This window comes from Amphibacillus jilinensis Y1 (genome assembly GCF_000306965.1).
GTDB classification, from domain to species: domain Bacteria; phylum Bacillota; class Bacilli; order Bacillales; family Amphibacillaceae; genus Amphibacillus_C; species Amphibacillus_C jilinensis.
In genome coordinates this window covers 37,052-51,879 of sequence record NZ_JH976445.1, presented here as the reverse complement: position 1 = coordinate 51,879, position 14,828 = coordinate 37,052, and the positions used below count along the sequence as shown (strand labels likewise).

15 protein-coding genes are annotated in these 14,828 nt (G+C 37.8%); 5 read left to right on the top strand and 10 right to left on the bottom strand.

The window, feature by feature from the left end:
* The 9 genes from B494_RS19780 to B494_RS19775 all read right to left on the bottom strand — a co-directional run.
* A partial coding sequence (locus B494_RS19780) for an SA1320 family protein (RefSeq protein WP_017473827.1) occupies nt 1-1,489 on the bottom strand: 1,489 nt, incomplete at its 3' end.
* A 14-nt stretch (nt 1,490-1,503) separates the two neighbouring features.
* Complete coding sequence (locus B494_RS0118295; protein ID WP_017473826.1) at nt 1,504-2,364, bottom strand: DUF1672 family protein; 861 nt, start codon at nt 2,362-2,364, stop codon at nt 1,504-1,506.
* A gap of 568 nt (nt 2,365-2,932) precedes the next feature.
* A complete protein-coding gene (locus tag B494_RS0118290; protein ID WP_017473825.1) occupies nt 2,933-4,276 on the bottom strand; it encodes an ABC transporter permease in 1,344 nt (447 codons plus the stop codon).
* Nucleotides 4,273-4,965, bottom strand: a complete 693-nt coding sequence (locus B494_RS0118285; protein ID WP_017473824.1) for an ABC transporter ATP-binding protein — start codon at nt 4,963-4,965, stop codon at nt 4,273-4,275. Before B494_RS0118285 ends, B494_RS0118290 begins: the two co-directional genes overlap by 4 nt.
* Before the next feature lie 176 nt (nt 4,966-5,141).
* Nucleotides 5,142-5,912: an ectoine/hydroxyectoine ABC transporter ATP-binding protein EhuA gene (ehuA, locus tag B494_RS0118280; RefSeq protein WP_017473823.1), complete on the bottom strand. Its 771-nt coding sequence runs from the start codon at nt 5,910-5,912 to the stop codon at nt 5,142-5,144.
* Nucleotides 5,912-6,631: an ectoine/hydroxyectoine ABC transporter permease subunit EhuD gene (ehuD, locus tag B494_RS0118275; protein WP_017473822.1), complete on the bottom strand. Its 720-nt coding sequence runs from the start codon at nt 6,629-6,631 to the stop codon at nt 5,912-5,914. The genes ehuA and ehuD overlap by 1 nt, the downstream gene beginning before the upstream one ends.
* Entirely contained in the window at nt 6,631-7,290 is a 660-nt protein-coding gene (locus B494_RS0118270; RefSeq protein ID WP_017473821.1) for an amino acid ABC transporter permease, read from the bottom strand. The genes ehuD and B494_RS0118270 overlap by 1 nt, the downstream gene beginning before the upstream one ends.
* A gap of 133 nt (nt 7,291-7,423) precedes the next feature.
* Nucleotides 7,424-8,320: an ectoine/hydroxyectoine ABC transporter substrate-binding protein EhuB gene (gene ehuB, locus B494_RS0118265; protein WP_017473820.1), complete on the bottom strand. Its 897-nt coding sequence runs from the start codon at nt 8,318-8,320 to the stop codon at nt 7,424-7,426.
* Nucleotides 8,321-9,071: 751 nt separating this feature from the next.
* On the bottom strand, nt 9,072-9,644 hold the full coding sequence (locus B494_RS19775) for an HD domain-containing protein (protein ID WP_017473819.1): 573 nt from the start codon (nt 9,642-9,644) through the stop codon (nt 9,072-9,074).
* A 249-nt stretch (nt 9,645-9,893) separates the two neighbouring features.
* On the opposite strand from B494_RS19775, the gene B494_RS0118255 reads away from it, so the two are divergent.
* From B494_RS0118255 to B494_RS0118235, 5 genes are read left to right on the top strand one after another with little or no spacing between them, the layout of a single operon-like run.
* Nucleotides 9,894-10,718, top strand: a complete 825-nt coding sequence (locus B494_RS0118255; protein ID WP_017473818.1) for a DUF368 domain-containing protein — start codon at nt 9,894-9,896, stop codon at nt 10,716-10,718.
* 22 nt (nt 10,719-10,740) lie between these two features.
* Nucleotides 10,741-11,247 carry a GNAT family N-acetyltransferase gene (locus B494_RS0118250; protein WP_017473817.1) on the top strand — a complete coding sequence of 169 codons (507 nt, stop codon included), beginning with the start codon at nt 10,741-10,743 and terminating at the stop codon, nt 11,245-11,247.
* Between the two features lie 4 nt (nt 11,248-11,251).
* Nucleotides 11,252-11,950, top strand: coding sequence for an ABC transporter ATP-binding protein (locus B494_RS0118245; protein ID WP_017473816.1), 699 nt, complete (start codon nt 11,252-11,254; stop codon nt 11,948-11,950).
* Nucleotides 11,947-13,359 carry a hypothetical protein gene (locus tag B494_RS0118240; protein ID WP_017473815.1) on the top strand — a complete coding sequence of 471 codons (1,413 nt, stop codon included), beginning with the start codon at nt 11,947-11,949 and terminating at the stop codon, nt 13,357-13,359. Before B494_RS0118245 ends, B494_RS0118240 begins: the two co-directional genes overlap by 4 nt.
* A gap of 13 nt (nt 13,360-13,372) precedes the next feature.
* Nucleotides 13,373-13,837 (top strand): MarR family winged helix-turn-helix transcriptional regulator, encoded by a 465-nt coding sequence (locus B494_RS0118235; protein WP_017473814.1) that lies wholly within the window; start codon nt 13,373-13,375, stop codon nt 13,835-13,837.
* Between the two features lie 481 nt (nt 13,838-14,318).
* On the opposite strand, the gene ribH is transcribed toward B494_RS0118235, so the two are convergent.
* Nucleotides 14,319-14,786 (bottom strand): 6,7-dimethyl-8-ribityllumazine synthase, encoded by a 468-nt coding sequence (gene ribH, locus B494_RS0118230; protein WP_017473491.1) that lies wholly within the window; start codon nt 14,784-14,786, stop codon nt 14,319-14,321.
* Nucleotides 14,787-14,828 lie beyond the last annotated feature (42 nt).

The following is a 14,828-nucleotide window of genomic DNA, read 5'->3' as shown; positions in this document are numbered from 1 at the left end:
CAGTTGTTGATGTCATGGGATCAATGTCACCCATAGCTAATTGATCAGTAATTGCATGTGCCACACGCTGGTCTATTGTCTTAAAGGCGTTGGCGACTTGCCCTACTTGTGTACCGAATTCTTCCACCTGTGCATTCATACGCTGATAGTTGCTCTCCACGTGTTCAAAATGAGCTTCCAATTCTCCAACAACGACGTCATGAAATTTTTCTTGTCCAGCTTTAAAGATGTCTTCAATTGTATTATAGACTGTATCTTCCACAGCAAGGGCAAATTCATCTAATGTTTCTTCTAATTCTTCAAGGCTGCCTCTGATTTCTGAAACCAAACTTTCTGCATCAATCGGTTTATTTATAATAAATTCGATAAGTGCTGCGGGAGGGGAGTTAAGTAAACCATTTAATACCTGACTGGCTCTTTCGATTGTATCTAAAAGAGCATGTAGTTTTTGAATCATCAGCTTAAATACACTATTTGCAAATCGAATGCCTTTTAATAGTCCATCATCTATGATGTCTTCGAATGCTTCTTGAAATACCTCGCGAACTGTTTTCAGACGGCTCTCGTAAGCCTCGCTTTCGTGATTAATGATCTCAACAGTGTGTCCAATATACGTTTGTGCCAATCCTAATCGTTCTAATACAGATGTTTCAATGGACTGACTAAGCAATTGAAGCGTTTCTACATTTAAATCAATCCGCTCTGATCGCCCACCATATAAAGGCTGGCCAGTCCAAATACTTGATACGATATGGTTATGGGCATCAACATAGATCTTGCCATAACCGGGTTCACCCTTTCTACCAATGGTGACATAAGGGGTATGTATACTATCCTCTCGCCTATATCCGGTATGATTAAAGCCAATACCTGCTATGGAAGGAACCCCGTTATAAATGGTGTACTTGAGACCAGGAACTTGATTCCCCATGCCAATAGCGTCTTGACTAAGGTTTAACAGATCGTATTCACTAATATAATTCGTAATGTTGTCATATTGTTTTTCCACATCCAGAGCGCTCGCTGGTAGCATGGCTGGATTTAAGGTGACTGAACGGACATGGCTATATTCAACGCCGACGTAATTGGCTAACGCCCCCCCAAGCGAGTTTCCACTGGCTGATGTAATCTCACCAAAAGCTTTTTCCATGTCTTCGAAATACTTTTTTCCATCTTTTAGTTGTTGGGGAGTGGCCTCAGTTAGTAAGTGAGCATCTGTTTTAATATCAGCGATGGCATACTTACCATGAATATTGGTTCCCATATAAACAACATGATACTCGCCGGATGCGACATTTTGGACGGTCATCGCATCCATGCCGCTTTTTTCTTTGTTGAAATTTGTGTTCCTAATCTTAAACATCTTGTCATTAACTTCTATAGTTGAGTGACGTTTTGGTAGTAAATATACATATAAGCCTGCTAATTTGATTAGGTCTGCGTCTGTTGTATTTAGTTGATCTAGTTCCGAGTTCACTTTTACCGCCACTGGTTCATCCCCCTTTATTCTCTAATAAGGTCTCTTTCTTCCAAAGAATTGTCCTGAAACCCTTCAGCAGATAATTTATTCACATAATTATCATGTAAAGAGATCGAGTAGTTTCCTCTGGGTACACCTTCTAGTGCCTTAAATTCTTGGACGATTTTGTCTAAAAGGGTTTCGGTTGGCTGGCTATCTTCTTCATCCATATAAACTTGAATTGATATGGTAAAATAATTGGCGTTGTATGCGTCTTTATCAAACTGATTTTTAAGCTCGTCAGCACTAATACTTGGATTTTTAAAATATAAACGATTGATTTCTGTCATCTCATCTCGTAAAGCCATCGGTTGGATAAAGTAATAGGGCGTCGTATAGCCTGTCGATCCAACGTTGTTGATCGCCTCTTGACGCCATCCGACTATAGGGTGCTTATCGGCAATCCCTTCAACAAAGTCATCCAGTACAGTGAACTCTTCATCCATGATCATCGCTAATAAGCCACTAAAAATACCTTGCTCGACTTGACTCGACTGTGTCCAAATGCTATCCGGTATAATTTCATCTTCTTGCCTATCAATCCCGATCATCGCATAGGTGTGGAAGTGAGGCTCGCCGACTGATTCGACAAACACGGTTGCACCGTCCACGTTACCAACGACGTTATGGACGATCACTTCTGTTTTATATTCTTCAAGAAAAAAGGCCTTCATTGCTTCTTCTATTTCTGCAAATTTCTCATTAGCGATCACATCCATCTTCTCGCCATTGACGAGGTCATAGCCTTCACCGGTGTAGTCATTGACGCTGACATATCGGTCATCAAAGGCATCACCTGTGGTGTAATCGCCATTTGTCTCATTATCGTTACGCTCTTGATTCATTGTCATGCATCCTCCTAATACCAAACTTAAACTGATTGTTAAAAAAACTTTTTTGATCATACGTTTCACCCTCATTTATATCGTTCGATTAATTTTAGTCTCTTAAGTTAGTTTAACGATAAGTCATGTGATTGTTAAGTTAAAAATTCCAATAAAATGAAGCAAACTAAAAAACAGGAAAATAGCAGGGTGACTTTAGTTTTGAAGGCAATAAAAAAGAGCTGTTTTTTATAGGTATAAAAGCACAGATCAGTGATTGAGTGTATGTATAAAAGCTTGGATGAACAAAAGAAGGCAAACAGATTTAATGGAGAGGGGTCAAAATTTAAATAAATGAACTTTCATCAGTAGATGTTTTCGTTTTTCTTCCATTGATTGATAGTTGAGAGAATCAGTACATTCGCGTCCGTTATCCCATGAGTTTCGTTTCTATTCAACAATCTAATTATCATACAGACAATTGAAAGATCGGAGCAGCTATCCTGCACCGATCTTTCGGTTTAATCATCATTTTATTTTTTACAACTATCATCTTAATAGTCTATCAACAATTATCGAAACAAATAAGTTAAATTTCACGTTTCATTGCTTGTAATACATCTATTTGCGTTGCTTTTTTGGCTGGTCTAGAACCAGAAATGATGGTAACAATTAAACAAATAGCTACAGCAATAAACAATAAACGTAGAGGAATACTTGAGAATTGAAAGCCTTCGGGTAATTGATCTTCAAAGACAGCCTCTAAAATAAGAGGTAATCCTAAGTTAACAGCAAAACTGATTAAATAAGCAACGGCAGTACCGATTAAAGCGCCTAAAAGCCCAATATAACTACTTTCTAATAAAAAGATTTGCTTAATTGTTCTTGGATTAGCTCCTATGGCTTTCATAATGCCGATATCTGGAGCACGCTCTGTGACCGCCATCGTCATTGTATTGTAAATGCCGATTGATGCAATAAGAATAGCGATGGTTCCAATGAAAATAAGACCCGCTTTTGCGATGGTGAACAGCATATTCAATTGTTTCATTTCGGTAGCGACTGAATAGGTATAATAGCCTTCATCAGTTAATTGAGTCGTTAAATCTTGAACTTGCTCTAATGTATGTGTATGAAGGTAAACATTATCATAACTTTTCTCTGTTGGTGTACCTTCAATATCATCATCAGGATATCGATTGCCGGCATGTGTTTCTGTAAAAGCTGAAATCTCATTTAAAAGCATGTCATTGATGTATACATTTGAATCGTCCCATCCCCGTTGAACGGGCTCTTCAACAATGCCGACCACTTCAACTTCAAATGTTGTTGTTTCGACATCGTCATTTTCATCAAACTTCTCTATATCAAATGTTAGTGTTTTACCTATAATATTTTCTGAAAAGAGGGTTTCTTCTTTTCTTACCTCATCATCAGTATAGAGATCATCATAATCCATGTCTTGAGGTATTAACCCCTCAGTAAAATGGTAGCCGACAACAACTTGGTTCGCTTGAGTGGGAAAGTTACCTTCAGTCAAAGTCATACCAGCTTGTTGTTCAGCTGGAAAGTAGACACTTTGTGTTTCTGCTGTTACTTCAAAGTTATCAACATGATAATTGGGTGCCTGCCCAAGGTAATTCATACGTCTCACGGTTTTAACGTTGTTTAGCGATTCAAAATGCTCAATGTGTTGATTGGTAATATATTGATACTCACCCTTATCATTTTCATAACCATATATCGATATTTCATTTAAATTATCTTGCTCCATAATATCTTTCAATAAAGTGTCGTGCAGACCAAACCCTACTGATGCAAGAACAATAAGAAACGTTGTCCCCATGGCAGTAGCTAATACCGTCATAAAAATCCGCACTCTATTTTTCTTTAAATTTTGTTGAACGAAGCGCCATTTATCTTTGAAATTCATCGACTGTTGCCCCCTTTGATCAAATGACCATCTTGAATCTCAAGCGTCCTTGAACCAATACGAGCAACTTCTTGATCATGTGTAATAATAAGAAAGGTAATATTTAGATCTTGGTTAAGTTGTTGTATAAATTCTAGTAAACTGGCTTCTGTTTCGCTATCTAAACTCCCAGTTGGTTCATCTGCTAGAATGATCGGAGGATTCAATACAAGTGCACGAGCAATACTTACTCGTTGCTGTTGTCCGCCTGACAATTCACCAGGATAGTGATTTGGATAATGACTTAACCCCACTCGCTCCAACGTTTGTTCAGTAATTTTTTTTCGTTCGTTTTCAGTGACCCCTTTTAAAATGAGTGGTAATTCAATATTTTGATAGGCAGTCATACTTGGGATCAATTGAAAGTTTTGAAAGATAAAGCCAATTTGATTTAAACGGAAATCAGCAAATTCTGTTTCTGAAAAACGGGTAACATCAGTGCCGTTAATAGTAATTTCTCCTGAAGTTGGATGAATAAAGCCACTAATTAAGTTGAGTAAAGTCGATTTTCCAGACCCACTGCGCCCAATAATTGAAACGATCTCCCCCTTGTTGACGGAAAAAGAGAGGTCATGTAGCACAGGGAGTTTGGTTTTTTCCCCTTTCTTGCCCATCACAAAATGATGGGATAAATGTTCAACAGTTATCATATTGTATACCCTCCATTTTTAGTCTCATCTATCAAGACGAACTTACAATGGAAAAAGATGCGTAAGATAATGGAATAATTGAAGCTAATTATAGAAAATTTCAATATGCGAGGAATACTTGGAGGGATTATCAGAGATAAAAAACAGCCCGAAGTTTAACTTCGGACTGGCTTTGTTTAGCCTCTAAAGCGACTTAAAAACTCTTGTAAGCGCTCGTTTTGAGAATGTTCGATCACGTCTGCTGCGGTTCCTTGTTCTGCAATGACGCCTTCGTCTAGAAACAGTACTTTGTCTGCTATATCTAGTGCGAAATCCATTTCATGTGTAACAAGTACCATTGCCATATCATCGTTTTTAGCAATGTCACGAATGACTTCAAGTACTTCGCCGACAAGTTCTGGATCGAGTGCTGACGTGACTTCATCAAATAACATGATTTTTGGTCGCATGACAAGTGCGCGGGCCATAGCTACACGTTGCTTTTGTCCACCTGATAATTGACTTGGGTAATTATGAATCTTGTCACCTAACCCAACACGTTCAAGCATTTGAATTGAGTGTTCCTCAACCTCTTGTTTATCCTCACCCTTGACACGGATGGGAGCAGTCATACAGTTTTCTAATATTGTCATATGTGGAAACAGGTTGAAATGCTGAAATACCATCCCGATATCGCCACGTACTGAACGCAAATGCTTTTCGTTAGCTTCTACCAGTCCCCCGTTTTTCTCCATCTTCCAGAGGTTTGTTCCATCAACGATTATGTCACCAGACGTAGGCTCTTCTAACGTCATTAACATACGAATGATCGTTGTTTTACCTGAGCCACTAGGTCCAATAATGGCCACCTTCTCTGCCGGATATATATCTAAATCAATCCCTTTTAAAACTTCAACATCACCAAATGATTTATGAACATCTTGGTAACGTACAATCGGTTCTGCCATTATGACGTCACTCCTTTATTAATCTTTTTAATTACTGCATTTTTATCAAAACGAGTATTCATCTTCACCTCTAGCTTTCGGATCAATACAGCTGAGGGATAACTTAATACCAATAGGATTAAGCCAACAATCGTAAGAGCTTCGATGTAAGCCCAGTTTTGTGAACCAAAGGTGTTCGCCATATATAAAATACCTTGAACACTGATTGTCGCAGTAATCGGCACCTCTTTAAACAAAATAATAAAATAATTACCGAGCATTGGAATGGTTGGTGGAATTGCTTGAGGCAATATAATGTGACGCCACTTATCTAACAGCGATAAGTTTAAAGCTGTAGAAGCCTCCCATTGACCTTTTCCGACACTCTCAATTCCGGAACGATAGATCTCACCAATGTAGGTACTAAAGTGGACGCCAAGACCGATAACGGCACAAGCAAACGGACTAAGTGTAACGCCGACGTATGGAACAACTGGCCATGCAAGATACATAAAGAACAATTGAATGATAGGCGGTGTAGAGCGAATAAATTCCATAATCCAAGTGACCGTCCAATTTACTGGACGCAAGGGTATGCGTCGTAAAAATAGCCAAACAAAGCCAAATATCATCGCAAAAATAAAGGTTGAAATTGTCACAGCTACTGTTGTTGTTAAGCCTTCTAATACGTAAGGAAAGGCTTCTGAAAAACGCTCCCAACTCCAATAATTTCCGTTCATTAATTTGCTACCCCTTTCTTAGCGATACTTTCAGCTTTTCTAGTAAGGAAAATTAAAGGTAATGCGAGGATGAAATAAAAGACAAGCACAACAACATAAATGAGTGGTGCATGAGCTAAGTTTGTGCTGCGCATAATATCTCCATAATAAAAAACATCACGCAATCCAATTAGTGATACCAGTGCCGTCCCTTTAAGCATTTGAATCGTATAGTTTCCAAATTCAGGCATCATCATCCGAATGGCTTGTGGAAAAATAACAAAACGCATCCGTTGGAAGCTAGACATATTTAATGCTGTCGCCGCTTCTGATTGCCCGGGAGCTATTGATAAAATTGAGCCTCTCACAACCTCAGATAAGTACGCTCCGTAATTTAATCCGATTGCAATAACCCCAATGATCCAGTTAGACGGAAGATTGATGTCAAATAAAATTGGAATTGCATAATATAGCCAGAACAGTTGCACGATTAGAGAAGTTCCACGAAATATTTCAATGTATAAGCCAGTAAATTTACGAAGAAAAATATTCTTTGAAAGACGACAGAGACCAGCGATAAATGCCATTACATAAGAGAAAATAGCTGAAGCAATTAAAATGGTCACTGTTGTACCTAATCCGCGGATAAGTTGCGGGGCAATATCTGTTATAGGATTCAAATTTGTTCACTCCTTTTTTCTTTGTTAACATGATGAAGACAGAAAAAGATGGTCCAGTCCCCTAGGTTTGTGGGAACCGGACCCTATGGAGTCTTCATTAAGTTTTTATAAAATTGTTCACTATTTGAATGGTTTAGTAATCTTCTCCACTAATAACACTTTCTGCGGTTACATCCTCAGGTGGGAAGTTTGTTTCTGGATGGAAGCCATTTGCTTCTAGCAATTCTTGAACAGTTCCGTCTGCTTTTAAATCTGCTAATGCTTCATTGTAGGCATCACGAAGCTCTTCATTTTCTAAGCTAAATGCTGCTGCACCATAACTCGGTACACCTTCAATATCTTCGGGTTGTTGGAAGTCTTCGACAATTTCTAAGTCTTCCGTATTAGCAGACTCAAATGCCATCCGCATCGTCATTTCAGTACCGGTTGTAGCATCAGCGCGACCAGCTTGAACTGCCGCAAATGTTGCCGGTATATCAGACGCGGTATCAATTTGATCTTCGCTTACCCCTGATTCAAGTAGGAAGTCGTAAGCAGTAGAACCTTCCATTACAATAACAGTAATGTCTGGGTTATTAGCAATATCTTCAAAACTATAGATACCATGAGGATTATCAGCTTCAACAACGAGCCCTTCACCATACACCATTTCAGGCTCACCGAATAATGCATTTTCGGCACGATCAGGTGTAATAGCCATACCAGCTGTAATCGCATCGAATTGTCCAGCTTGTACGCCAGGAATTAATTGTCCCCATTCAGCTAATTGCCCTTCTACATTGTCTATTCCTAATTCGTTAAAGACAGCAGTTGCAATGTCAACAGCTGCCCCTCTTAATTCGCCGTTTTCTTCATAGGCGTAAGGAGCTTCATTAGAGAAACCGATGGTTACAGTACCAGCTTCTTGAAGTTCTTCTAATCGACCTTCGCCACCTTCTGTTGTTTCACCCTTATCTCCATTACCCTCTCCACATGCCGCTAAAACCAAAACGAATGCAGCAAATAGTAAAGTCTTTACTAAAGTTTTCAAGTTGAAAAACCCTCCTAATTTAATTGGAAAACAAATAGTTTGTTTTCTCTGTTTGGCAGTTCTTTTTTCTTTGTATACCACCAACTCCGTTTTTAAAACCTTAAATTTTTAAGGTTACGAGATGTACGTATACAATGATACGGATAAAGTTTGTTGCTTACAAATCAGAAAAAAAACGAATATAAATGATTTATTTTCATATTGTCCCCTCTAATATATACAGCTGAAAAATACCAATGAATAATCGATTATGGTCGCAAATTCTAAAATATACTCTGTATTTAATTGGTAAACCTGTCCATTTATCGTATTGAAATTAAGTGAAAAAATATTATATTAACAATTTCGTATGTAGAAAAATGGTAACTGTCTAACATAGCAAGTATTCGTTTTTTATCAAAGCTAACCGTCGGTAAACATCCGTTTTAAATATATAGAACGGTGGCATCTATTTAGGCATGAGCTAACGGACGCTCATGTCTTGATTTACGCAACTTCCAAGTTGGAGAAGAACGTAAGCGTTCACTGATTGAAGGTTCGTTTTAAGATCGTTTGTTATGAGGGAAGGATAGAGACGGGGGATGGATAAAACCATTCAGTTGCAGAATCATTGATTAGGTTGTGTTAATAAGGAAATGGAGAAGTATTTTTGACTTACAGTAAACGAGACACCCTATTAACAAAGGATATCTCTATTTCAGCTTTCCAGTTATTATGGTTTGCACCATGTGTATTTGTTAATGAAGATGGTTTAACCCCTTTGTTGACGGTTTTCTAAAAACTGATCTAATAATTGTTTAAACATGATGATCAATGGGTGGTGTGTCTCTGACGGTAGGTTTGATATGACGCTGTTGTACATACTTTGATAATACCACTGTTGATATGCTTTGCCACGATCAAATGCTTGCCACATTGATTCGCCGTAAAGCATTTCACTATCTAGCATCGATTGAAGGTTATCAATTTTATCTGCACAAACTAATAATTTCACATGGAAGGGTGCTTGTTCGATTTTATTTATACTGTTTTGCTTTCGTTCCTCCCATTTCAACTTTTTATCTTCTTCTGTCACGTAGCGAACGAGTTCAGTTATTTCCTCGCCAAAAAGATTTTTGATCTCTGTAAATGTACCTGATGTGTCTTCAACGATATCGTGTAAAAGACCTGCGATAACAATATTGACATCACATCCATGCTCTTTTAAAAGCATGGCAACACGATAGGGATGGGCAATATAGGGTGTATGATCAACTTTGCGCTGTTGACCGTCATGTTTGGTGGCTGCGTATGAAATGGCACGCATTAATTGATTGTGAATCATTAATCCTCCTCCTCTTTTAAGGATAATTGCTCAATTATCGGTAGAAATAGTAACATACAAGTGTACTCAGTATAAGAAATTTTTTTAAGGAAGTTTCACTTTAATATTATACGCATTTCTTAAGGAATAAGGAAGTAGAGTTATGAAACCAACATAATTTATAGTATAAAGTATAGGCGCTTGAATCATGATTTGATATAATACATAGTAGGTTTTAATTTTTAATTATAGTCAAAAGGAGAACAATAAATGGAGTGGAGAAATATATATCGCGGTATGCTGATGGGGGCGAGTGATGTTGTTCCTGGTGTTAGTGGAGGAACAATTGCACTTGTATTGGGCATTTATGATCAACTGATTGTATCAATTAATGGACTGTTCACGAAAGATTGGAAAAAGCATTTAGGTTTTTTAATCCCACTTGGGGTTGGCGTTGTTGGTGCAATTTTATTATTGGCACGTGCAATTGAGTGGTTATTTGACCATTATCCTAAACCAACCCAATTTGTTTTTCTTGGTTTAATTTTAGGGATTCTTCCTTACTTGTTTAGAAAATCGGAGGCGAAAGTTAATTTTAAGCTATCTCATTATTTGCTGTTGCTTGTAGCCATTATCTTCGCTGCTTCGTTAAATTTTTTACATGGTGATGAAGCATTTGTGATAACTGAAGTGAATATCACTACCTATTTTTATATGTTTTCTTCAGGATTCTTGGCGAGTACAGCTATGATTCTACCTGGTATTAGTGGTTCGTTAATCTTATTAATCATTGGAACGTACGGCACGTTGATCCATGCAGTTAATGAACTTCATATTGATATTTTAATTGCAGTGGCACTAGGGATTGGACTTGGTATTTTAACGATGAGTAAGATTATCAAATACTTCTTAACGCATTATACACATGCCACTTATGCAACGGTCATTGGATTGGTCATTGGTTCTATTGTGGTTATTTTCCCTGGCTGGCCGACAGCGGGTGCTGAATTAATCTTGAGCATACTTGCTTTTGCCTTAGGACTTGCGATCGCCTATTTACTTGGACGGGTGGAATATAAAGAAGCAATGAAATAATGGTTTGAATGGATGTGATAGCTTGATAAGGAAAGCGAATCCAAAAGATATTGATAATATCATGTCAATGGTTAAATTAGTTGTGGAAATCATGCATGCGCAAGGTAGTCAGCAGTGGGATGAAACATATCCTACTGCTAAAGATTATCAAAAGGATCTAGGGCGCGATGAGCTTTATGTCTTTGAAGAAGAAGGTATCATATATGGTGTTTGTACGATAAGTAAAAGGGGCCATCAAGAATATCCGTTAATTAATTGGTCAAGCCAACAACCAGCTTTGACCATAAAGCGGTTAGCTATTTCCCCTAATTATCAGGGTAAAGGTGTAGCCAATCAATTTTTTCAATTCGCTGAAAATTTAGCGAAATCGTTAGGAAGGTACGCTTTAAATACAGACACATTTGCGCATAATCAATTTGCCCAACGCTTATTTCAGCGTCAAGGTTATCAATTTGTTGAAGCTAGACAAGACCCAAGAGACCTAAATGAGCTATATTATTATGAAAAATTATTAAATGAAGAGGAGTGAAACGATGCCTGCTTTTGAATTTGATCATGTCACAGTTTCAATTAGGAAAAATACGATTCTTAATCAAGTTCGTTTTTCCTTGGAGTCTGGAGGCATCACGGCGTTAATTGGCCACAATGGTGCAGGGAAATCAACGATTATGAAAGCGATCTTAGGACTGGTACCGATCGAGCAAGGGTCTATTCAATTAGCAGGTGTCAATCAGGCTGATGATGGCTTAGCATTTAAATCCAACCTTTCTTATATACCAGAAGAACCTTTTTTGTTATCAGAATTGACAGTTCAACAACATTTTCAGCTTTACGCAGAGAGCTATCAGATTGATGGGCAAGATGCAGAGCGTTTAATTGACTATTATACCCAAGCCTTGGAGATTAGTGATAAATGCGATGATTATCCTGAGTCTTTATCAAAAGGGATGAGACAAAAGGTGCAAACCATCTGTGCGCTATTGCCTAAAGTGAAGCTGATTCTGGTGGATGAACCATTTATGGGATTGGATATATATGCATCAGATTTTCTAATGAAAGAACTTAAACGCAAGGCACAAGAAGAAGGCGCAATGGTATTGTTAACGACACATCAATTAGACCGTTTAACTAACTTAACAGATCACTATATTATGCTTCAGCAAGGTAAGATCATTGATCAAGGGAAAATGGAAGACTTTTCGTATTTAAAACGGAGGTTTGAAGAATCATGACCCAACCTTCAACTTATGCCATCTATCGCTACATTAAAAAGAACCAAGCTAAGAAGAAACGCTATTTAAATCAAATGGTATTTTTAACACTGTTTGATCGCACGTATATGATTTATTTGATTATCTTTGGTTTTTTACTCATGCTTGCTGTTAGAGATATGCTAGCACCCTATCATTATCTATTTGAATATATAGAATCGTTAATCGAATCGGGCTATACGGGTTTTTTGTTGTTTGGTATGTTAAGGCCACTATCATTAAGTTTCACTAGACCGGGTATAATGTTTACGAGTGCTGAATTGTTGCTATCGACACTCCCTTATGATCGAAAAAAGCTGTGGTGGTTTCAGGCGTTCAATAGGGTGAAGAAATTGGCGCTCGTCTGGTTGAGCATAACGCTCGTCCTCTATATCGTGTCAACACTTTCTAATACGATTATTCTTACTTTAACTATTGGTCTGTTTATAATAGAATGTTTGATGATTATTCCACAATGGTTGATGTTTCAAATGCGCTGGTGGATAAAATTTTTAATCAGTCAAGCCATGACCCTGATGATTATCTTAGTAAATCTCTTATTTTATTGGATTGATCTGTCCTTCATCATGCTGTTTATAACGTTGTTAGCATTGATTTTTATTAATATAAAAGGTTATAACTATATCTTTAAGCAGACGAATTGGTCAACGATTATTGATACGAATGACCGCTTGCTATGGAGTAATCCGCTGGCGAATTTTGCTTCAAAAGTTAAAATTGAATTGCCAAAAAGAAAGGGTTTTTATGACCAGGTTATTCGCAATAAGAAATGGCGAAAACCGTTTAATTATAAGAAACGATCACAAATCTATCATCGTTTAATCTTTTTCATGTTTAGCAGAGAGAAAGAGCATGTGTTTCAAGCTTTATTTTCTATTTTAATTATTATGATTATGTTAGGGATACAATCATTTAACCTCTATGGCTGGATGATCGCTATTTTTCTTTATTTGTACAGTCAAATAGGTGCGAGTTTTTTTCAAGCAATTTTCTCCGAAAATATGTTAAATTGCTTACCTTGGCAAATGGATGCCTGGAAGAAAGCTTATCTACGCTGGCTTATGCTAGGTTTAATACCTTTCATGCTGTTAATAACAGGCTTAGCTGTTTATTGGGACATATCGTGGCTGACCTTAACGACTAGTATCGTTGCCTATAGTTTATCGGGTTATTATTTCTGTTTGGAATTATTGTCCTATCGGATTAAGCGGTATGCGCGACCTTTAGACACATTCTCTATTTCCTCACTTTTGCAGCTTGTCATATTATTTTTCGGCATTGCTTATTCGACCCAGTTTCCCAGCATTAGCATTTTAATTATCATTTCTGCAGTAATACGTTATACTTATTATAATTATATCGTGAAGTAGGAGCGGAGTTTATATGGATCAAGAAAGAGAACATTATGAGGAACGAAAGCAAGACCCATCATTAAAATTATTTGTTGTATTGTCAAAAGCTTACCGGTCAGTTGCTGACCAAGTAGCCGCTGATATTCGTAAAAAAGGCTTAAATACGACTGACTTTGGCGTATTGGAGCTATTGTATCATTCTGGAGCTCAGCCTTTGCAAAAGATTGGCGATAAGATTTTATTGGCAAGTGGTAGTATTACATATGTAGTTGATAAATTAGAGAAGAAGCAATATATTAAGCGTGTCCAATGCTCTAATGATCGAAGAATTACTTATGCATCGATAACGGATCAAGGTAAACAATTATTAAGTGATATTTTCCCCGATCATTGGAAACAAATTGAGCAGATCACCGATGGTTTAACTGAAGATGAAAAAAAAGAAGCTATTCATTTGCTGAAAAAACTAGGAACTTACGCAGAATCATTAAAATAACGAAATTGGAGTAAGGTAATGGCAAAAGCGAATGGGGCTGGGACAAAAAAGTAACAAGATAATAAAAATCCGAACATTAATGTCTTATACATGTAGCGCTCCGGTAAAACACTTCGCTTTCACTCTCCCAAGCACAAGGGAGACATCTTGGTAAACGCAGTGTCTCCCTAGCCGTGGGCACGGCTTCGGGCCTACAGGATGTAGGTCAGTTAGACGTTGTCCCAGGACGGGACGGGGTTAGTCTAACATTCCTTCACTGTGTGAAGAAGGACACTTCACACGATGGATCGTCAGCTCGAGCTGTTCTCACAGGATAAGGAAAGCGTCCTCGATCGTACATCGCACGAAGAAAATCGTTCGATATTTTCGAGGAGTCTACGTGTTTTACCTACGCTTAGTTGAGAATGGTCGGATATTAAATTTCACTATTTAGTTATGTCACAGACTGGTCTTTATTTTAATCTTTATTTATACGACAGCTTCAATTTAATGTTTTAATTAAATTGGCCATTTCAATGGCTGAAACTGCTGCTTCTGCCCCTTTGTTGCCTGCTTTCGTCCCCGCTCGTTCAACCGCCTGTTCAATCGTTTCTGTTGTTAACACACCGAAAATAACGGGTAAGCCAGAAGACATAGCCACTTGTGAAACCCCTTTTGCCACCTCATTACACACATAATCAAAATGTGGGGTAGCCCCCCTAATCACGGTTCCTAATGTGATCACCGCATCATATCCACCTGATTCGGCCATTTTTTTAGCGATCAACGGTATTTCAAATGCTCCAGGTACCCAAGCTACGCTAATATTTTGCTCTTGAACCCCGTGACGTCGAAGGGTATCTTCCGCCCCACTTAATAGTTTACTTGTAATAAATTCATTAAATCGTCCGACTACAATACCAACTTTTAAATCTGTACCGACCAAATTCCCTTCAATATGTTGTTTCATGTTAAATTCCCCCTAATCTTTAAATAAATGACCTAGTTTTGA